18 protein-coding genes are annotated in these 20,774 nt (G+C 39.2%); 17 read left to right on the top strand and 1 reads right to left on the bottom strand.

Annotation, left to right across the window (positions count from 1 at the left end):
• Positions 1–451 (top strand): T9SS type A sorting domain-containing protein (locus LV85_RS19380; protein ID WP_146260512.1); only part of this gene is annotated, 451 nt, incomplete at its 5' end.
• A gap of 263 nt (positions 452–714) precedes the next feature.
• Here the strand turns inward: LV85_RS19380 and LV85_RS22385 are convergent.
• A complete protein-coding gene (locus LV85_RS22385; RefSeq protein ID WP_262510136.1) occupies positions 715–840 on the bottom strand; it encodes a hypothetical protein in 126 nt (41 codons plus the stop codon).
• Positions 841–1,598: 758 nt separating this feature from the next.
• On the opposite strand from LV85_RS22385, the gene LV85_RS19375 reads away from it, so the two are divergent.
• The 16 genes from LV85_RS19375 to LV85_RS19300 all read left to right on the top strand — a co-directional run bounded on the left by LV85_RS19375 (position 1,599) and on the right by LV85_RS19300 (position 20,584).
• Positions 1,599–2,594 (top strand): mannose-1-phosphate guanylyltransferase, encoded by a 996-nt coding sequence (locus LV85_RS19375; RefSeq protein WP_111317867.1) that lies wholly within the window; start codon positions 1,599–1,601, stop codon positions 2,592–2,594.
• A 52-nt stretch (positions 2,595–2,646) separates the two neighbouring features.
• Entirely contained in the window at positions 2,647–3,609 is a 963-nt protein-coding gene (locus LV85_RS19370; RefSeq protein ID WP_211318392.1) for a GDP-L-fucose synthase family protein, read from the top strand.
• Positions 3,610–3,687: 78 nt separating this feature from the next.
• On the top strand, positions 3,688–4,845 hold the full coding sequence (gmd, locus tag LV85_RS19365) for a GDP-mannose 4,6-dehydratase (protein WP_111317862.1): 1,158 nt from the start codon (positions 3,688–3,690) through the stop codon (positions 4,843–4,845).
• Between the two features lie 62 nt (positions 4,846–4,907).
• Entirely contained in the window at positions 4,908–6,218 is a 1,311-nt protein-coding gene (locus tag LV85_RS19360; protein ID WP_111317859.1) for a nucleotide sugar dehydrogenase, read from the top strand.
• Between the two features lie 8 nt (positions 6,219–6,226).
• Complete coding sequence (locus tag LV85_RS19355) at positions 6,227–7,351, top strand: DegT/DnrJ/EryC1/StrS family aminotransferase (protein WP_111322563.1); 1,125 nt, start codon at positions 6,227–6,229, stop codon at positions 7,349–7,351.
• Positions 7,348–7,920: an acyltransferase gene (locus LV85_RS19350; protein WP_111322561.1), complete on the top strand. Its 573-nt coding sequence runs from the start codon at positions 7,348–7,350 to the stop codon at positions 7,918–7,920. The genes LV85_RS19355 and LV85_RS19350 overlap by 4 nt, the downstream gene beginning before the upstream one ends.
• A gap of 2 nt (positions 7,921–7,922) precedes the next feature.
• Positions 7,923–8,888 carry a Gfo/Idh/MocA family protein gene (locus LV85_RS19345; protein ID WP_111322559.1) on the top strand — a complete coding sequence of 322 codons (966 nt, stop codon included), beginning with the start codon at positions 7,923–7,925 and terminating at the stop codon, positions 8,886–8,888.
• Between the two features lie 90 nt (positions 8,889–8,978).
• A complete protein-coding gene (locus tag LV85_RS19340; RefSeq protein WP_111322557.1) occupies positions 8,979–10,403 on the top strand; it encodes an oligosaccharide flippase family protein in 1,425 nt (474 codons plus the stop codon).
• A complete protein-coding gene (locus LV85_RS19335; protein ID WP_111322555.1) occupies positions 10,400–11,572 on the top strand; it encodes a glycosyltransferase family protein in 1,173 nt (390 codons plus the stop codon). The genes LV85_RS19340 and LV85_RS19335 overlap by 4 nt, the downstream gene beginning before the upstream one ends.
• Positions 11,569–12,744 (top strand): glycosyltransferase, encoded by a 1,176-nt coding sequence (locus LV85_RS19330; RefSeq protein WP_111322553.1) that lies wholly within the window; start codon positions 11,569–11,571, stop codon positions 12,742–12,744. The genes LV85_RS19335 and LV85_RS19330 overlap by 4 nt, the downstream gene beginning before the upstream one ends.
• Positions 12,745–12,750: 6 nt before the next feature.
• Positions 12,751–14,034 (top strand): glycosyltransferase, encoded by a 1,284-nt coding sequence (locus LV85_RS19325; protein ID WP_111322551.1) that lies wholly within the window; start codon positions 12,751–12,753, stop codon positions 14,032–14,034.
• Between the two features lie 91 nt (positions 14,035–14,125).
• Entirely contained in the window at positions 14,126–15,187 is a 1,062-nt protein-coding gene (locus LV85_RS19320) for a hypothetical protein (protein ID WP_146260511.1), read from the top strand.
• On the top strand, positions 15,150–16,217 hold the full coding sequence (locus LV85_RS19315) for a glycosyltransferase family 4 protein (protein ID WP_111322547.1): 1,068 nt from the start codon (positions 15,150–15,152) through the stop codon (positions 16,215–16,217). The genes LV85_RS19320 and LV85_RS19315 overlap by 38 nt, the downstream gene beginning before the upstream one ends.
• Positions 16,214–17,821, top strand: coding sequence for a glycoside hydrolase domain-containing protein (locus tag LV85_RS19310; RefSeq protein ID WP_111322545.1), 1,608 nt, complete (start codon positions 16,214–16,216; stop codon positions 17,819–17,821). The genes LV85_RS19315 and LV85_RS19310 overlap by 4 nt, the downstream gene beginning before the upstream one ends.
• The gene (locus LV85_RS19305; protein WP_111322543.1) at positions 17,814–18,902 is read left to right on the top strand and encodes a DUF1972 domain-containing protein; all 1,089 of its coding nucleotides are present in this window, start codon (positions 17,814–17,816) and stop codon (positions 18,900–18,902) included. The genes LV85_RS19310 and LV85_RS19305 overlap by 8 nt, the downstream gene beginning before the upstream one ends.
• Positions 18,899–20,584, top strand: a complete 1,686-nt coding sequence (locus LV85_RS19300) for a capsule assembly Wzi family protein (RefSeq protein WP_111322541.1) — start codon at positions 18,899–18,901, stop codon at positions 20,582–20,584. The genes LV85_RS19305 and LV85_RS19300 overlap by 4 nt, the downstream gene beginning before the upstream one ends.
• Positions 20,585–20,774: the final 190 nt, after the last annotated feature.

Below are 20,774 nucleotides of genomic sequence, written 5' to 3'. Positions count from 1 at the left end.
CCTAAGCTATAGCTACGAGTTTGAGGATGGCGATACTTCCACCGACAAGAACCCTAGCCATGTGTTCATGGCTGCGGGAGCTCATCAGGTGAAGGTGACGGTTCGTGATGGCAGAAACTTAGTCACTCAAGAAACCATAACTATCCAAGTAAACAGATCTAATGAGGCAGGCTTCAATACTGACTCTGGCTTTGGACAGACATCCATCAAGATGTATCCAAACCCTGCGAGCTCTATTGTGAACCTTCAGCCAACGGATGAATCTGTTGAGATAGCGGAGATCGCGATCTTCGATATCCGAGGCCGATTAATCCAGAAGTACGAGCCAAGCATCGTGGCAAATGGTAACAGGTACACTCTTAAAGTGGACGACCTAGCTGCTGGAGTCTACTTGGTGACTACCACCACTGAATCAGGAGCTACGCAAATGCATCGTTTGATAGTAGAGTGAAAATTAGTTAATTAGAAATATCAAAAGAGTCCCGGAATGTTCTGGGACTCTTTTTTATTACCAATCTTTTGAGATCCTTTTCAGAACCTCGAAGGTTTTAATTGTATCATCAACCCACAAGTTACCTACCTCCCGAAAGGATGGCCTGCCTCCCGAAGGGATGGTCACCCTGTGCATCACGTAGATATTGGCTTCAAAGGGGCTCATCAAAGGTGTGTTTATTAAACAATTGCCCCAACATCATTAATCATTCGACATTCAGATTAATTTACAGCTACTAGGTGTTTTACGATTTCTCTGTTTTCCGTTTTTTCCGGCAAAGCAGACCGGCATCCACCTGCAAGCAGTCTCTTTTTCCACAGACTTTCTTGCCAGGAGTCAATGGTCATAATTTCTAATTTACCAGGTATTTCATCATTCGTACTTCATGAATCCATATCTGGCTACAATTTAGACGAGCCGCTGGCTCGAGCTATATCCTACCTTAAGCAGGTCATATTCCATATAGCCTAACAAATAGTTATCAATTGGTAGCATTGTTTATATTTAAGGTGCGGTGGGAGGATATCCCGAAAGCTTTCGCGACGAGCTTGCGATTGGCAAGTGCAGAGGGATGGGATTGTATTCGTGTTTAGTACCATGGTCTCCAGAATTTCTATCCATGGCAACTCAAACTCCATAAATCCGGTTTCTGACCATAATGAATTATTACAACTTGGTCATCAGCCTGATACAAGATCTCAACAAAGTTTAAATCTGCCAATTCAAAATGCAGATTTCAACATATAAAATTTCCGATAGAAAATAGTATTTAAAATGAGTACAAAAACTACTCACTTCCCTATCTTTGCAGCGCGAAAGGCTTTAAAAAGTGGGCAAAATTTTAATTTTGGCATCTATTGAAGCCTTTTATTTTAAAATCTGTAAATGAGGTTTAACTGACCTTTTTGGGGATTGAACGACTAAGCTAAGCCCGAAATGGCGGATGATTGGAATTTTTAGGTTTCCAAATATCTTCTTTCCATGGGACTGAAAGGGCGAAGCTGTACGTACTGCACTGGGACAAGAAGCATATTATTCATAAATTAGAATACTTTAAATCATATTTTTTCACAAATACTAATCAAAGTATTCAAAATCAGTAGGCTTGGCAATCGTTAATGTTATTCTTTCAGGCGGAGTTGGGTCTAGGCTTTGGCCTCTTTCAAGGAAATCGCGGCCTAAGCAATACCTGCCAATTTTTAACGGGAATACTCTGTTTCAGCATACGGTGAAGAGAAACACTGGGTTTTGTGATCAAGTTATGGTTGTTGGTAATTGTGAAAATTATGAACTCTCGAGAAATGACCTTTCATCTTCAGGTATCGTCAAATACACTGAGATAATTGAAGCTTGTCCTAGAAACACAGCCGCTGCTATAGCTTTTGCAGCTTTCTCCCTTAAGTCTGATGATATTTTATTTGTAACTCCATCAGATCATTTGATAGAATCTGGCCATGAATATCAGATTGCTGTAAATCGAGCTGCTCAGCTTGCGCAAGAAGGATATATAGTCACTTTCGGTTTGAAGCCGAATAGGGCTGAAACAGGTTATGGTTATATAGAATCAGATGGGGAAGAGGTTAAAGGTTTTTTAGAAAAGCCTAACTTGGCATCAGCTGAAGCATATGTGAAAAGTGGTGATTTCTACTGGAATTCAGGAATGTTTTGCTTTAGAGCAGGAATTTATCTGGAGGAGTTAAGGCGTTTTGAACCAGAAGTATATGAAGCTTCTAAATTTGCTATTGACAAAGCAAAAGATGGTAAGCTAGATTTTGAGCTCTCTATGCGAATTCCTTCAATTTCAGTTGATTATGCTGTAATGGAGAAAACTAAGAGGATCAAAGTTGTTCCTTCCAAATTTGCATGGTCTGATATGGGATCATTTGAGTCTATATATGATCATTTTGTAATGGAAGGATATGCTGTTGATTCAAATGGCAATATGGTTATTGGATCAAGTCTCCATACAGAATTTGTAGGCTTAAGTAACACCATTCTTATTCAGACAGGTGATGCTGTTCTTGTTCTGAATAAAGAAAACGCTCAGGATGTAAAGAAAGTGTTTGAGCAGCTGGAGAGAGAGAAGCCAGGTTTAGTTTGAAATTCAACCTGAAATAGTTTTACATTTTAGAATTGTTACCCATGAATAAAATATAGTGAACATAGACTCAAAAATATACGTTGCCGGCCATAGAGGAATGGTGGGGTCTGCGATATGGAGAGCTCTAGCATCTAAAGGGTTCAGAAATTTAATAGGCAAGACCTCGCAAGAGCTAGATCTAAGAAAGAAAGAGGATGTTGCCAAATTTTTCAAAGAGGAGAGGCCAAATGTTGTAATAGATGCTGCCGCAAGAGTCGGGGGTATTTTAGCTAATAATGATTATCCGTATCAGTTTTTGATGGAGAATATGCAGATTCAAAATAATCTGATTGATTATTCTCTGAAAACAGATGTTCAAAAATTCATTTTTTTAGGATCATCTTGTATCTATCCAAAATTAGCCTTACAGCCATTAAAAGAGGAGTATTTATTGACAGGAGCATTAGAGCCTACTAACGAATGGTATGCTATTGCAAAAATTGCTGGTGTAAAAGCTTGTGAAGCAATAAGGAAACAATATGGTAAGGATTACATTTCCTTAATGCCAACAAATTTGTATGGACCAAACGATAATTTTGATCTAAGAACCTCACATGTGCTTCCTGCGATGATTCGTAAGTTTCACAAAGCGAAATTGGCAGGAGCGACTAGCAGTGAGCCCGTAGAGCTATGGGGGTCTGGATCTCCATTGAGAGAATTTCTGTATGTTGATGATCTAGCTGATGCAGTTGTGTTTGCCTTGGAGAATCAATTTTCAGATAATCTATATAATGTGGGTACAGGTAATGATTTAACAATCAAAGAGTTAGCTATTATGATTCAAAGAATAGTAGGTCATACTGGTGAAATTAAGTGGAATAGTATAAAACCAGATGGTACACCTAGAAAATTAATGGATGTTTCAAAAATGGAAAATGCTGGATGGAAAGCTAAAATAGGCTTAGAAGAAGGGATTAGAAAAACATATGACTGGTTTTTAGCTAACCAACAGAGCTTTAAAGAGGTTAAAATTTAGATTGGTTTATATCAACTGCATCAAGGCATATAACTTTTATAATTTCAATTTTTTTATGAATGTGATAAAAATAATCAAATGAAAACAGCGCTAATAACAGGTATTACCGGTCAAGATGGAGCTTATTTAGCTGAATTTTTATTAGAGAAAGGCTATAAAGTTCATGGAATCAAAAGAAGGTCGTCCCTATTAAATACTGATCGGATTGATCATTTATATGAAGATCCTCAAGTGGATGACCCTAAACTTGTATTGCATTATGGGGATATGACAGATTCTATGAATCTGACTCGTATAATACAAGAATGTCAGCCGGATGAAATATACAATTTGGCAGCCATGTCACATGTCCAAGTTTCTTTTGATACGCCTGAATATACAGCGAATGCTGATGGTATAGGACCTCTCAGAATCCTTGAGGCAGTCAGACTGCTTGGCTTTGAAAAGAAAACGAAAATATACCAAGCCTCAACTTCCGAGTTGTATGGACTTGTTCAGGAAGTTCCACAATCTGAGACTACCCCATTTTATCCTAGATCACCCTATGCAGTAGCCAAACTGTATGGTTATTGGATCACAGTAAATTACAGGGAGGCATATAATATGTTCGCTTGTAATGGTATTTTGTTCAATCATGAATCTCCATTAAGAGGGGAGACTTTTGTGACACGCAAAATCACTAGAGCAGTCTCTAAAATAGGATTAGGTCTTCAGACGGAATTCTACATGGGGAATTTAGAGGCTAAACGAGACTGGGGACATGCCAAAGATTATGTGAAGGCCATGTGGCTCATTTTGCAGCAGGAGAAGGCGGAAGATTATGTGATTGCGACTGGTGTCACCACTAAGGTTCGTGATTTTATCATTATGGCATTTGACCATATAGGCTTTAAGCTCCGCTGGGAAGGAACTGGAATAGAGGAGTTAGGTATATGCGACTCAATAGATGAGAATAAATATAGAGAGGCTTGTGGAAAATCTTCAAATCCTTCCACTTTTCTGCCTTCAACACTTCTTGATAAAGTATTGGTCAAGGTGGATCCTCGTTATTTCCGTCCTACTGAAGTAGATCTCTTAATTGGAGATCCATCCAAATCAAACGAAAAACTGGGATGGTCACCACAGTATGATTTAGCTGGCTTGGTAGAAGATATGATGTCATCAGATATTAAACTTTTCCATAGAGATTTGGATCTCGTAAGTCATGGGCATAAAGTATTAAGACAAGAAGAATAGAATTGATTTGTGGGTTTAATGCATGAAAGTATTACCTGTAATTTATAATCACATATATCAGTATGTTAATTAATTTAGAGAATAGTAAAATTGCCATTATAGGCTTAGGCTATGTAGGCCTTCCTCTTGCAGCAGCATTTGCAGAAAAATACAAGACAGTAGGTTATGATATCAATGCTGCTAGGGTAGATGAGCTTCAGAAGGGACATGATAGAACCTTAGAGGTTGCCGATCAAGATTTGCAAAAGGTATTGGTGAGTACTGAAGTTGAGCTGGATCAGAATAAAAGTGGATTGCTGATCACAGATGCGATCCTTCCAGTGACATCTGCAAACATTTTTATCGTAACTGTACCCACACCCACAGATAAGCACAATAGACCAGTGCTAACTCCTATGCTTAAGGCATCGGAGATGATAGCAAAGATTTTGAAAAAAGGAGATGTTGTAATCTATGAATCCACCGTTTACCCAGGAGTGACAGAAGAGGAATGTATTCCAGTATTGGAAAAAATATCTGGTTTGAAATACAATGAGGACTTTTTTGCTGGATACTCCCCGGAGCGTATCAATCCAGGAGATAAAGAACATACTGTCACTAAGATACTAAAAGTAACTTCAGGCTCTACTCCTGAGGTAGCTGAATATGTTGATCAATTGTACAAATCAGTGATTACTGCAGGTACTCATAAGGCATCCTGCATTAAAGTTGCTGAAGCTGCTAAAGTAATTGAGAACTCTCAACGGGATATCAATATTGCCTTTGTGAATGAACTCTCTAAGATTTTCAATCTCTTGGATATTGATACTCAGGATGTACTGGAAGCGGCAGGAACCAAATGGAATTTTCTTCCATTCAAACCGGGGCTAGTTGGAGGACATTGCATCTCTGTGGATCCATTCTACTTGGCACAAAAGGCTCAGGAAGTAGGTTATCATCCAGAGATAATTCTGGCTGGGCGCAGACTCAATGACTCCATGGGCAAACATGTAGCTACTGAGGTGATCAAGCATATGATGCGGAAGGACCTGAAAGTGATTGACTCAAAAATTCTGATTTTAGGCTTTACTTTTAAAGAAGATTGCCCTGACGTGCGGAATACCCGTGTGATAGATATCTATGCTGAGCTTAAGTCCTTTGATATAGATGTATGTGTGTATGATCCTTGGGCAGATGCTGCAGAGGTAAAGCACGAATACGGTATAGATATTAGCTCTGGAGTATCTAAGCCTAACTTAGAAGAATACTCTGCTATAATACTCGCAGTTGGTCACAAAGAATTTAAAAGCTGGGATATCAAAAAATCTGATTCTCAGGTGGTTTTTGATGTGAAATCTGTTTTGAGTAAGGAATTAGTGGACGCTAGACTTTAGATTTTTATATGAAAGTGCAGATGGTGGACCTTCGGTCCCAATATGAGTTAATTAAGACTGAGGTAGATCAGGCGATTCAAGAGGTGATCGACACGACGGCCTTTATCAATGGCCCTCAGGTAAAAGAATTTTCTATTGCGCTGGCTGCTTATACTGGAGCGAAGTATGTGATTACCTGCGGCAATGGTACAGATGCACTTCAGATAGCCATGATGGGCTTGGATTTCCGGCCTGGTCAAGAAGTGATCGTGCCAGCCTTCACTTATGTTGCTACAGCTGAAGTCATTGCCTTATTAGGGCTTAAACCAGTTTTTATCGATGTAGTTCCTGACACCTACGAGCTTGATATTGCACAGTTAGAATCTAAGATTACCTCTCAGACTGCGGGGATTGTCCCTGTTCATTTGTACGGTCAGTGTTCCAATATGGAAGCTATTTTGGCAGTAGCCCAAAAACACAATATCAAAGTCATAGAAGATACGGCTCAGGCAATTGGAGCTAAGTACACCTTCTCAGACGGAACAGTAAAGCAGGCAGGAACGATGGGAGATGTAGGAACTACCTCTTTTTTCCCCTCCAAAAACCTAGGCTGCTATGGAGATGGTGGAGCGATGTTTACCACTGACGCTGAGCTCGCAGAGAAACTTCATATGATTGCCAATCATGGTCAAAAGAAAAAGTACCATCATCATATCGTTGGGGTAAATTCCCGTTTGGATACGCTTCAGGCTGCTATTTTGAAGGTAAAGCTACAGCACTTGGATCGCTACTCAGCTTCTAGAAATGAGGTGGCTGACAGATACGATCAAGCATTTGCAGGACATGCACATCTTAAGATTCCCGGAAGAGCGGCTAATTCTACGCATGCTTTTCACCAGTACACGGTACAAGTGGTAGGCATTAGCAGAGACGAATTGAAAAGCTACCTGGCTGAAAAAGGAGTTCCGTCCATGGTCTATTATCCACTTCCGCTACATCAGCAGGAAGCGTATTTAGATTTGGGATTCAAAAAAGGTGATTTTCCTGTAGCAGAATCACTGTGTGAGAACGTACTCTCACTGCCTATTCATACGGAGATGAAATCCGAAGATCAAGACTATATTATTGAAACCATCAAAAGTTTTTTTAAATGAAGGATTATTTCGCACATGAAAGTGCCTATGTAGATGAAGGCTGTGAAATCGGAGCTGGGACCAAAATCTGGCATTTTTCACACATTATGCCTAATTGTAAAATTGGTGAGAGATGTAATATCGGCCAGAATGTAGTGGTCTCGCCACAAGTTGTCCTTGGGAACAATGTAAAGGTTCAGAACAACGTTTCTATTTATACCGGAGTGAGCTGCGATGATGATGTGTTCTTAGGACCTTCCATGGTTTTCACCAATGTGATCAATCCAAGGAGTGCGGTGAATAGAAAGTCAGAGTATGCCAAAACCCATGTGGGAAAAGGAGCGAGCATAGGAGCCAATGCTACCATAGTCTGTGGGCATAATATTGGCGCATTTGCCTTTATCGGTGCAGGAGCGGTGATTACCAAGAATGTTCCTGCTTATGCCTTGATGGTGGGGAATCCTGCCAGACAGATGGGCTGGATGAGTGAATTTGGCTCTAAATTAGTTTTCAATGAGCAAGGAGAAGCCGAATGCCAGGAAACTGGAGATCGATATTTGCTTAGCAATAAAGAAGTAACAAAACTTTGAGTATGAAGAATTTTGCCTTGATAGGTGCCGCGGGCTATATCGCCCCAAGACATATGAAAGCTGTGAAAGATACTGGAAATGTACTCTTAGCCGCTTATGACAAATTTGACAGCGTGGGAGTAATGGATAGCCATTTTCCAGATGCTGATTTTTTCACTGAATTCGAGCGCTTTGACAGGCATGTAGAGAAACTGAAGCGTACTCAGAAGCCTATTGATTATGTAAGCATTTGCTCCCCAAACTACCTGCACGATTCTCATATCCGCTTTGGATTGCGAGTAGGAGCAGATGTGATTTGTGAGAAGCCTTTGGTGCTGAACCCATGGAATATAGATGCCTTGGCAGAGGTGGAGAAGGAGCATGGAACCCGCGTGTACAATATTCTTCAGCTCAGACTTCATCCTTCTATCATAGCACTGAAGAAGCAGATTGAGGAAGGCCCAAAAGACAAGATCTATGACATTGATCTGGCCTATATCACCTCAAGAGGACATTGGTACTACACTTCCTGGAAGGGTGATGTGAGTAAGTCCGGTGGAATTGCCACCAATATTGGCGTTCACTTTTATGATATGTTGACTTGGGTATTTGGAGCGGTGAAGAAAAACGTAGTCCATGTTCACACCCATGATAGAGCTTCTGGCTATTTTGAATTGGAGAAAGCCAGAGTACGTTGGTTCTTGAGTATCAATGCAGATACCTTACCAGATGCTGTGAAGGCAAGAGGAGGCAGAACCTATCGCTCATTGACCATGGAAGGCACAGAAATAGAGTTCTCAGATGGCTTTACGGAATTGCATACGCATAGCTACAAACATATTTTGGGAGGCGAAGGCTTTGGCTTAGAAGAAGCACGACCTAGTATAGAAATCGTTCAGCATATTCGCCATGCAGAGCCTATAGGTTTGAAAGGGGATTATCATCCTTTGGCAGCGGCACCTTTGAGCAAACATCCATTTGCATTATAGAAAATGCCAAAAAAAGGAAAACCCGTTTCAACTTTATGATTTTTTTAAACTGTGAACCAGACTTTAACGAGCTAAGGATGAGGACAAGTCATGTTTAGTAAGTTAAAGGCTCTTTTGGGGGAAAGTGCTATTTATGGCATTGCTAATATCCTGACTCGGTTCATTACCATTTTTTTAGTTCCGATATACACCAAGATTTTTAGTCCGTCTGATTATGGTGACATGTCATTAATAAACATGTCATTTTCCTTAATCTCTTTGATGGTAATTTTGGGATTGGACAGTGCCTCGGCTTTTTATTTTTATGAGAATAAGGGGGAAGAAAGAAAGATTCCGATTGCTAATTGGTTTTGGATTCAAATAATTTTCTCTCTACTCGTTGGAATAGTTTTATGTCTACTCGCGCCCCAATTTTCTACGCTATTGCTGGGGAATGCTTCTTATTCCTATGCGATTATAATAGCGTTCTCGAATTTATTTTTCTTTAGCTTTCGGGTGATTCTGATCAAATGGTTTAGATACCAGCGTAAGCCCATTCCTACAGTAATTGTCACCTTAACTGCCTCATTACTCACCATATTTTTGAATTACTATTTCGTAGTAGTACTGAGAGCAGGGATTAACGGGGTGTTTTACGCTAATTTGATAGTGTCCATTATCTTTTCTTTTGTGGCCGTGTGGTTTATGTGGAAATGGATTTCTCCCAAACTTTTGGATTTATCGGTGATGAAAAAGATGTTGGTGTTTGGGCTTCCTTTGTTACCAGCCTCTTTCAGTTCATGGATTAATAATTCTTCAGCTTCATTCTTTATCAATTACCTAACAGGATCTAAAGATGAGGTTGGTTTGTTTCAAATTGGGTACAATTTGGCAGGAGGTATGTTGCTGTTCACTGGAGCTTTTCAAATGGCATATCTGCCTTTTGCCTATTCTATAAAAAATGAAAAGGATGCATCTGAAACTTACAATCTAGTCTTTTTGGCGTACACATTTATCGGTTGCTTTTGTGCGCTTTTTATTGCCTTGTTTTCCCATGAAATATTAGTTGTTCTTACAAACGAAAAATTTTACCAAGCCTCATTTGTAGCATCAGTGTTGGCATTTAGTTTCTTTTTCCTAGGCTATAATAGTTTTGGGCTTATGGGGCTTTCATTAGCTAAAAAGACCAAGCTTTTCTCTCTTTCGATGATGATCGCCTCTGGGATTAATGTGGTTTTCTTACTTATATCTATTCCCTTATTCTCAAAAGAGGGGGCTGCAGTTGCCTTGGTGTTTTCAAACCTCTTGGCAGCGATTATTCTTTTCTATTTTTCTCAGAAGAAGCATTATATACGATATGACTTCGGAAATGCGCTAATCATAATCATCACTGGGATATCCCTTTTTTCTATTTATTTATCAGGTGTTATTGAGGGGAATGTGGGAATTCGACTACTGCTTTTATTAGCGTTTATATTGATAAGTTTAAAAGTGCTGTATCCATATTATAAATTCAGAAAAACCTCACACGATTGAAAACCAAGGTTTTAATAATTTCTTACAGCAACTTCGCCTCTGATCCTAGAGTACTGAGACAACTACAGATTTTGGGTGCGGATCATGAGATTATGGAAGCAGGAAGGCAAGCTTCTGGTCAAGGAAACTCATTTGTACAACTTAAGGAAATTCAAGCTTTTCACGTCGAGTATCCTTATTTCATCAAGAAGGGCTTGTCATTATTTTTCAAACTTTACAGAGAGAATCTTCTTCTGAAAGTTTTCAAAAAATATGAGCAGTATTACTGGGACTTTTTACGAGTTAATGTTAAGTCTAAACTTGTGGATTTTAATCCTAAAGTGGTGATTGCCAATGATATTGATGCCCTGCCTTTGGCGGTTGCTATTAAAGAAAAAACTGGAGCCAAGGTAATCCTGGATGCTCATGAATTTTCCCCTCTTCAAATGACCAATTTGGAACATTGGGAAAAGTATATTTCACCCTATAAATATTATTTGTCAGAGAAATACATACCCTTTACTGACTATTGTTTTACTGTCTCAAAAGGGATCGCAGAGGAATATGAAAGCCTTGCGGGAAAGCCGTTTTCTATCTTTAGAAATTCTCCACGTTTTATAGATTTGGAGCCTTCTGCCGTTGAAAATGATAAAATTCAATTGATACATCATGGTGCAGCAATACCAGGGCGAAACCTTGAATTGATGTTTGACATCATAGCGTTTCTGGATGAAAGGTTTGTCCTTAATTTAATTTTGATTCCTACAGTCCCGGAATACTACTCCAAGTTGGTAGAGAGAGCCAAAAACTCTAAAAAGATCGTTATTCATAGCCCAGTCCCAACAGAAGAGATACCCATGTTTATTAATCAATTTGACTTAGGAATATTTATCCTGCCTCCTTCAAATTTCAATTATAAGCATGCCTTGCCGAATAAGTTTTTCGAATTTATTCAAGGCAGGTTAGGAGTGGCTATTGGGCCTTCTGTAGAAATGAGTCCTTATGTGAAGCAATATGATTTGGGTGTAGTAGCAAGTGATTTTTCCGCAGAGAGCATCGCTGTTTTGCTCAATTCTTTGGATAAAAGCCAGGTTGAAGCCTTTAAGATGAATGCCCACTTGGCGGCAAAGGAACTGGCGATAGATAAAGAGCTAGCTTATTTTCATAAAGTTGTTAATGAAATTGCATGAGAGTTTTAATCCTATCCTTTTCTAGCATACATAAAGACCCTCGTGTTCTACGACAAATTGATTTTCTAGAATCAATTCAAGATAGCTCAGTGTTTTTAAGTGGATTGCAGTATCAAGGAACTCATGAGTTTATTCCTTTGATGAATAGGGAGAGAACCATGTTGGAGAAGATTCAATTGATTTTTTTGAATCTGTTTCGTGTTAACTCCCTCAAGGAAAAGAAATTTCTGCAACTAGTGAATTTGAAGAAATTGGGAGCACTAGTCGTCAAAAATGAGATTGACCTTATTATAGCCAATGATTTGGAGACCTGGCCAGTAGCCTTTGCTTTAAAAAGTCTGAATAGCAGAATCAAAATTATTCTGGATGCCCATGAATATTACCCAAGGCATTTTGAAAACAAATTTCTGTGGAAGCTGATGCATTCTGCTTATTACAAGTACATATGTGACCAATATATTCATCGAGCAGATAAGTTAATTACTGTTTCTGCGGGCATCAAAAGTGAGTATGATGATAAATTTGACGTCCAATCAGCTTTAATTTTAAATAGTCCAGAGTTTGCTGAAAATTTGAATCCAAACCAGATGGAGAATGGCTCTGTGAAATTGATTCACCACGGTATTGCAAATAGTAGCAGAAAGCTGGAGAAGATGATCCGGATGATGGATTACCTTCAGCCGAGGTTTCATTTATATCTCATGCTGATGCCAACGGACGAGTCCTATTTTAACAAGTTGAAGAAGATGGCGAAGGGGAAAAGAATAACTTTTTTGAACCCTGTTCCTACCACTGAGATTTCTGCTTACATCAATCAATTTGACATAGGGGTCTTTTTATTAGAACCAGTCAATTTTAATTATGCGAATGCTTTGCCGAATAAATTCTTTGAATTTATACAAGCAAGATTGGCTATTGTAGTTGGTCCGTCACCAGAGATGAGCCAGATAGTCTTGAATGAGAATAATGGAGCAGTGGCATCTACCTATGATGAAATAGAAGTGAGTGATGCCTTGAATGCACTCACAACAGAACAGATTCAAGAAATGAAGATGCGTTCTCATGAGATTTCATGGAAGTATTCGAATCAGCTCAATGAACAGGTGATGTCTGATATTTTTAAGGAATTGAATTTGGAAGTTTTGCACAAGGAGAATGAGACTACCAACTAGAAAATCTTGAGGAAACTACTTCTCATTTCCAATTACTTTTCACCCTGTACGCTGACTCCTTCTCAGCGTATTACTTTTTGGGCCCGAAACATGCATCGACTGGGATATTACCCCACAGTCATTACTCGAGATTGGACTTCCGAAACCCGATCTCATCAGGATACTAAACGCCCACTAGGAGATAAAGTGCGCCATGAGGTATTCGATACGCATGAGGTTTATTATTTGCCTTTTCGTCCAGGAATACTTGATCGAGCTTACTTAGCTTTTGGAGAGTCAGCCTTACGTCCATTGTTTTTAGTGGTTAAGTTATTAGATGTGTTTCTAGCTCGATTTACACTGAAATTCAGCTCTTTTTCCAATTTCCTTCCTTTTATTAATGAGCTTCTCAAAAAGCAGAGATTTGAATCTGCTATTATATCAGGAGAGCCATTTTACCTGTTTAGAATCGGATATTCACTGAAGGAAAAACTAGGTCTAAAATGGATAGCGGACTATAGAGATGACTGGAGTACAAACGAACTTCAGATGGAAAGGTCTGGTGGTGTAGTTCGAAAATGGATAGCAAAAGTGGAGTCTGACTATGAGAAGAAATGGGTTGGATCCGCTGATTCAATTATTTCAGTTAGTCAAGTATATACCGATCGCATAGCCCGATTTATCGGTAAAAAAGGATACACCATAGAAAATGGTTTCGAAGATGAGTTGCTTTCGATTCCGTCTCAAACTTTATTTCAAGAGTTTACGCTAATCTATAGCGGAGTTCTTTACCCATCGCAGGATTTATCTTACATCTTGGGAGCGTTGCAATTGGCAGTAAATGCCTCTGCACCTTTTCACCTTTTATTTCTTGGGGCAGGTTATGATCAGAAGGAGAGGAGGAGGATAGAAGATTTGCTTCCAGCTGATATTAAACCTTATGTGAAAGTCACGGATCGCTTACCGAGGAAAGAGGCCTTAGTGGAACTTCAAAAGGCTCATGCTTTTTTGGCAATGGCCTACGGAAGCATGAAAGGGATACCAAGCAGTAAGCTATACGAGTATATGGCCTTGGGAAAACCAGTAGTTCTTTGTCCTTCCGATGCAGATATAATGGAGAAAATGCTGACTGAAGCTGGACTGGGCTTCGCCGCAAATTCTGCTGAAGAATGTTTTGAGCAAATTCAGAACATCAGAGCGCTATATCAAAAGGATCAAATCTTAGAGTTGAAAGAGTATTCCAAACAAAAAATTGCAAAATACTCAAGGTTTAGTCAATTGCAGCAAATCAAGGAGGTGCTTGGTGACTAGTTCAGCTTTAGCACTTCATTCGACTCGCCTAATAGGCAAAGCTGGATTGATCCTTTGTGTGTTTCTTGTTTCCTGTTCGAAACTCATCAGCTTGCCATTAGATAAGGTCGCGATGCTTGGAGTAGTGGCTTTGCTGATATTTCATCAGATTTTCCTCAGCAAAACATTTTCGCCTCGATTGCTTTTTCCTATTCTTGGGCTAGCAACCTACTGCTTGCTCAGCTATGTGCTAAATCTTCCAGATTCTTCCTTAATTATCTTTTTCCCTGTCTTAGGGTTGTTCTTTGCTGGTCTAGCAGCGGAAGAGGAAGCATTTCTGGATATCCTATACTGGGGGCTCTTTGTGCATATTTGTGTAGGGATCCTGTTGGTGTTTAGTAGTTATTTGATTGGGATGAATCCACATGTTCACCCCATGTACGACAAGGGCTTACCTTTCCTTCATGCTGCCAAAGGCTTGACGACGACGGTGCAATCCTATGGCACCTTGCTGATCGGTTGGTTCTTGATTTATTACTGGAAGAAGGAATCCGATACTCTCACTAAGCTGGATTCACTTGCCTATGGAATAGCAATTCTAGGACTCATTCTTACATTCAATCGTAACACCTTAGTAATCTTTTACCTGATTTTATTTTTCAAGCATCGTAAGATTTTCATATTCACCCTCGTTGTGGCTGCGATGTTCTACTTGTATTATTTTGAATTCATCAATAAGCTCATCTTTAATGTAAGCACGCTCAACTCCAGGGCAGACTTACTTCAAGCTTTTAGAACCTCATTCTTTGAATACTCCAGCTGGAAGGAATACCTCTTTGGTCATGGGAATAATATGGTAAGTGATGTGTTCGCTAGGTCAACGAAATATAAAACAGGATACATCGAAAATGGTACCTCAGTTTTGCTGTATACCTACGGGTTTATTGGGTATCTCGCGTATCTAGCCACTGTGATGATGATATCTCTTATGTTTTTCATCCGAAAGAAAGTCTTCTATGCTGCCATGTTTTTTTACATTTTTATTATCGCACAGCAGTTTACGCATGAGTTTTATGCCACGACCTTATATTTATTGATCAGCATTTTTCTACTAATTCTTAATTCTAAACCTCCTAGTGCCTCAAAAGATCGTATTCTTTCATCTGCTGAATAATTTCACCGGTAGTCCACAGATTTTGTCTTCTGTGATCAGCACAGCACAAAAAAACGGGATAGAAGTGAAGTTATATACAAGTACCACAGAGGGTTTTTTGTCTGGATTTGAGCGGAAAAGTAATTTCTATTCTAGATCGGAACATAGAATTTTGACACTGTTTTCTTTCTTTTTCAGCCAGTTTTTGCTGGCGATAAAGTTGCTTTTTGAAAACAGGCAAGACGAGAAAATCTTTTATGTGAATACCATTCTTCCCTTTGGTGCGATACTAATGGGTAAATTAATGGGGAAAAGAATCATTACTCATGTGCACGAAAATGAGATTAGTCCTAGACTTCTGAGTAACTTTTTGTTCTGGATCGTAAAAAGTTTCTCCTCTGAAGTAATTGTGGTTTCTGACTATTTAGCTGCTAATCTGAGAAGTAAGGGAATCAGTAGCCAGGTGATTTACAACTGTGTCTCTGAAGATTTTGCACTGAAATCAAGTTCTAAAAATCAAGCTTCAAGTAATTTTGAAGTACTTATGCTAGCCTCGCTACGTCCCTATAAGGGAGTTGCTGAATTTGTCAGCTTAGCGAAAAGATTGCCAGCTCTTAGTTTTACTTTGGTTCTTAGTGATGAAAGCAAAGAGGTTGGAAAGTTTGAATTGACGGAGTCTTTACCTTCTAACCTTCAGATTTTCCCAGTGCAGAGAGATGTGCATCCGTTTTTTGAAAAAGCTTCTCTTATTTTGAATCTGACCCATCCTGATGAATGCATTGAAACATTTGGTATGACTATTTTAGAAGGTATGTATTATAGCCTTCCAGCTATTGTGCCCACACAGGGCGGGGTAACTGAGTTGGTTGAAGATGGAGTGAATGGATATCAGATTGATTATCAAGACTTAGATCAGATGGCAACTGAAATTTTGAAAATGGCAAATGATAAGGCACATTGGATTAACTTAAGCCAAGGAGCGGAGTTGAAAAAAGCTCAATATTCTCGTGATAACTTTGATACAAGGATTTCAAACCTACTTAAATCATGAAAAAGATCTTTCTATTCATAATACTATCCATGTCTTTGGGCAACTATGCCCAAGCACAGCTGAATGCTCACTTTACCACTTTTGAGGATTTTGGCTCAAAAGCACCCAATAAATCCGAATTTAAAGCATGGCGAAATGAATCTGTAATTTTGCCCTTTTTGATTTATTCAGATTCTACCAAAGGACTTGATTTTCAGTTGAAAGTAGAGGGTAAGAATGTTAAAGCCGAGCTAATACAATTGCATCTAGTTGAGGGAGATATCTCCGCAGGAAACTGTGGTAATGCTAAAAAGAATGGAACCTTTGTGAAGGATTTTTTTCCAGATCGGGCCGAAACCTTACAAGGCAATTCTTTTACAGTAGAAAGTGCAATTACCTATGGTTTGGTGAAAATCCAAATACCAGAAAAGCTTAAGCCTGGAAGTTATCCAGTAGAACTGACCTTTGATCAAAATGGCGATTCTCAGAAAATCGAAGCAACGATAAAGGTCATTGATCAAAAGTTGCCGGACTTTTCTGAGCTTGATTTTGAGATGGACTTCTGGCAGTTTCCGCAATCTATTTCCACCTATTACGATTTCAAACCTTTCTCCGAAGAGCATTGGGAGCAGATGGGGTTGATGTTTGAGCAGCTGAAAGTATTAAATCAGACTGTAGTGACAACCTCCGTATTTTACGATCTCTTCAATACGAAGATCAAACCTGTCGAGCAAATGATGATCCAGGTACGTAAAAAAGCGGATGGAAGCTATTCCTATGATTATTCTACATTTGAGCGATATGTAGAGTTGGCAGCATCCAAGGGTGTTTCAAAGGAAATAGCAGTTCACAATCTATACCCATGGAATCAGACTTATTTTTACTTTGATGAAACTGCGGGTGAAGTAAAGACTTTTAAGTCTGCACCGGGTACAGATGAGTATAATGCGTTTTGGAAGCCATTTTTACTAGACTTTGCATCCTATCTCAAGGCAAAAAACTGGATGGATAAGGCGGTTTTCTGGGTAGATGAGCGAGATATGAATAAGACAGCTGAACTCGTTAAATATGTAAAGGGCATCGATCCAGCATTTAAGTTTGGCTATTCAGGTAGGTTCAGTCCAGCTTTATCAGAATTGGTTTACGATTATTCCTTGGCTAGTAATATTGTTCTTGATCCGGATAAGTTGGCGCTGCGCAAATCCAAAGGATTTAAAACAACTTACTATACTTCATGCTATGAAGTTCAGCCAAACATGTTGATGGCTTCGAATTATGGGGATATTTACTTCTTGCTAATGCTTTCAAGAGCTAAGGGATACGATGGGATGTTGCGTTGGGCATTTAACCTGTGGTCCTCCAAGATTATGAAATCCGCAATATTTTCGGATTTGCCATCAGGTGACAGCCATTTTGTATATCCAGATGCTCAGGTTTCTCTGAGGTACTTGATTTTGAAAGATGCTTTAGAAGAGGTTCAAAAAGCTGATGTCAAAGCGAAGTCGCCTAAATCTTCAGCTAAAACTAAGGAACTCTTAAAAGCATATAACCGTTACTTCCTTCTGAATAATGAATCGGAAAGGAACAAAATGGTGAGTATTATGAATAAGTATTTGAATGATTAAGAAAAAACTTGCCATTGTAGGTATAGTAGGAGTTCCTGCCAACTACGGGGGATTTGAGACGCTAGTAGAATACCTACTGGACATACTTCCTAAATATTATGATATCACCATCTATTGTCAAAGTCAGAGTTACCCAGAGAAGCTAGACAGCTACAAAGGGGCAAAGCTTGAATATTTGAATTTGAAAGCTAATGGCGTTCAAAGTGTTATATATGACTCAGTTTCACTTTGGAAGTCGGTAAGCGGGTTTGACTATATATTGATCCTGGGTGTTTCTGGCGCCATTACTATTCCATTTATTAAGCCTTTTACCAGTGCCAAAGTGATCACTCACATCGATGGGCTAGAGTGGAAGCGTGATAAGTGGGGATCCTTTGCAAAACGATTTTTGAAGTTCTCAGAAGCGTTGGCGGTGAAGTTTTCGGACGCTATTATTTCTGACAATAAGCATATCTATGACTATGTACAGGAGGAATACGGTAAAGAGTCTCATCTAATCGCTTATGGAGCTAATCATGCTACTTCTGTAGATCCTAATTTGTACGAAAAGAAGTACGCCTTTATCCATAAACCTTACATTTTCACGGTTTGTAGAATTGAGCCAGAAAATAATATTGAGATGCAGCTGAAGGTTTTCTCAGAAAATAACCTTGAGATCCCTTATGTAATTGTGGGCAACTGGAATTCCAGCGATTATGGTATGCGTCTGTACGAGCAATATTCGACCAAGAAAAATGTCATTCTTTACAACCCAATTTATGCTACTGAAGAGCTAAATGTGTTGAGATCAAATTGTCATTACTACCTACACGGTCATAGTGCTGGAGGGACTAACCCATCTCTGGTGGAGGCAATGTATTTGGGCCTTCCGATCATCGCTTTTGGCGTGAATTATAACAGGGAAACTACTTTTAATCAAGCCGTTTATTTCAATGATTCAGACGAATTGCTCCAACAACTATTGCGTCTAAAGGAATTTGACCGAGAGGCAATTTCCAAAGACATGTATAAGCTAGCTCGTAAAAATTACTCTTGGAAAGCAATTAACAAGAGGTACGTCAAAATGCTGAAGTCCATTTGAAATTGAGGTTTTACTTGTTGTTGACTAGCTGTGCTGTGGGATGGCTTGTTTCTAGCAGTGCTAGGTCCCAGACTATTCCTGCTGGATTTCCAGTTTTGGAAGAAAGCCTGCGGCGACAGCAGTTATTAGGGAATGAGGAAATAAAAGATTTATCTTTTTCATTAAGACCTATAGTCAGTCTTAAACAGAATCATTTCAGAAATTTAAATGATTCCACAGTACTAGCGAAGAAGCGTGTGCAATTGGAGCTTTTGCCTGTTCTGAGCACCACTGTGTTTAACTCAAATAGACCATACGGTTGGGGTAATTATAGCATGATGAATAGTGCCGGTGTGCAGACACTCCTTTCACCTGGAGTTTATGGTAAACTCTTCTTTCTGAATTTTCAGTTTAGGCCAGAGTTTGTTGCTAGTCAAAATAAAGCTTATCAGGGATTTGGGGAGAATTATTCTGACAATACCATATTCGCTAGATTCAGGTATTGGAATTTCGGTGATCATCCAGAGCGGTTTCCAAAAGAATATAATTCATTTGCTTGGCTGGGTCAATCATACATTAGCTTGAATGCAGGCCCTGTAGCACTAGGCGTCTCAACAGAGAATATATGGTGGGGACCAGGCCAGTTTACGTCCTTGATTTTCAGTAATAATGCCAGAGGAATGGAACACTTGTTTCTCAGAACCAGTCGCCCAGCAAATATTATTATTGGTACACTCGAAGCAGAGTTGATTGCGGGAAGAGCTGAAGATACAGGAGTTCTTCCTTCACAAAATCAACGGTTGAATGGAATATTTGCTAGACCTTTCAGAGGAGATTGGCGATACGTCACGGGGTTAACCATTACCTATCAGCCTGTGTTTCTTCCTAAAATATATGTAGGGTTCAATAGGACTTTTCAGCAATATAATGAAGATGTGCCGGATAGTTTCAACGGCCGATTCCCCGTTCTAGAACCTTTCCAAAAGAAGAATTTATTTACCAATGACAACTCTGTAGACTATGATGCCAAGGCTCAAGATCAACAGGTGTCATTTTTTTTAAGGTATTATAATTCTAAAGGGAATTTTGAGATTTATGCAGAATATGGAAAACAAGATCACAGCTATGACTGGAGAGATTTTATTTTGAGTCCAGAGCATGCTAGAGCTTACCTTTTGGGTTTTTCTAAACTGTTCAAATCAGGTAAGCAAGGTGAATATTTTCAGCTAAGAGGAGAGATAGTCCAGCAAGCTGAGTCAGTGAACAGGTATATCAGATATGCGGATCTCAATACATTAAATACAAGCTGGCACACTCATTATCAAGTGAGAGGCTTTACCAATGAGGGACAGTCTATGGGAGTAGGCATAGGAGTAGGGGCAAATGCTCAAATCCTAGAATTCTCTAAAGTAGCAAATCTCAATAAGCTGGGGGTTCTATTTCAGCGTATTGAAAACCAACAAGATTTTTATAACAGAGCTTTTGGGGAAAATCCCAATAAACGTCCATGGGTTGATTTTAGCGCAGGAATTTTATGGGATCACCAATGGGATAGATTAGTGCTCAGTAGTAAAGCCCAGATGATTAAAGGCTACAATTATCAATGGGAAAATGATTCTGGCTCTACTGCAGATTATCCAAGTGGACAAAATCTGTGGACATTCTCAGGCACAGTTAATCTAATCTACCAGATTCATAAATAGCATTAGAAGTGAAATATCTTACGAAATTTGTTAGTTTTGCGCTCTATTTGAAATGAGTAACTTTAGTACTCATTTTTAGAAATAGAGGGGAGCTTAATGAGCTTACCAAGATCATATTAACGAGAAGAAAAGCTCATCCCATTGATAAAGCTAAGTTTTGGGACTGAAAGAGCGAAGCTGTATAAAATTG

This window comes from Algoriphagus chordae (assembly GCF_003254055.1).
Taxonomy (GTDB): domain Bacteria; phylum Bacteroidota; class Bacteroidia; order Cytophagales; family Cyclobacteriaceae; genus Algoriphagus; species Algoriphagus chordae.
This window is presented reverse-complemented; position numbering and strand designations above follow the sequence as displayed.

Bases quoted from the DNA above. Each gene is read 5' to 3' on its own strand.
- LV85_RS22385 (WP_262510136.1), bottom strand. From the start codon at position 840: ATGACCATTGACTCCTGGCAAGAAAGTCTGTGGAAAAAGAGACTGCTT.
- gmd (WP_111317862.1), top strand. From the start codon at position 3,688: ATGAAAACAGCGCTAATAACAGGTATTACCGGTCAAGATGGAGCTTAT.
- LV85_RS19360 (WP_111317859.1), top strand. From the start codon at position 4,908: ATGTTAATTAATTTAGAGAATAGTAAAATTGCCATTATAGGCTTAGGC.
- LV85_RS19355 (WP_111322563.1), top strand. From the start codon at position 6,227: ATGAAAGTGCAGATGGTGGACCTTCGGTCCCAATATGAGTTAATTAAG.
- LV85_RS19350 (WP_111322561.1), top strand. From the start codon at position 7,348: ATGAAGGATTATTTCGCACATGAAAGTGCCTATGTAGATGAAGGCTGT.
- LV85_RS19345 (WP_111322559.1), top strand. From the start codon at position 7,923: ATGAAGAATTTTGCCTTGATAGGTGCCGCGGGCTATATCGCCCCAAGA.
- LV85_RS19340 (WP_111322557.1), top strand. From the start codon at position 8,979: ATGTTTAGTAAGTTAAAGGCTCTTTTGGGGGAAAGTGCTATTTATGGC.
- LV85_RS19330 (WP_111322553.1), top strand. From the start codon at position 11,569: ATGAGAGTTTTAATCCTATCCTTTTCTAGCATACATAAAGACCCTCGT.
- LV85_RS19310 (WP_111322545.1), top strand. From the start codon at position 16,214: ATGAAAAAGATCTTTCTATTCATAATACTATCCATGTCTTTGGGCAAC.
- LV85_RS19305 (WP_111322543.1), top strand. From the start codon at position 17,814: ATGATTAAGAAAAAACTTGCCATTGTAGGTATAGTAGGAGTTCCTGCC.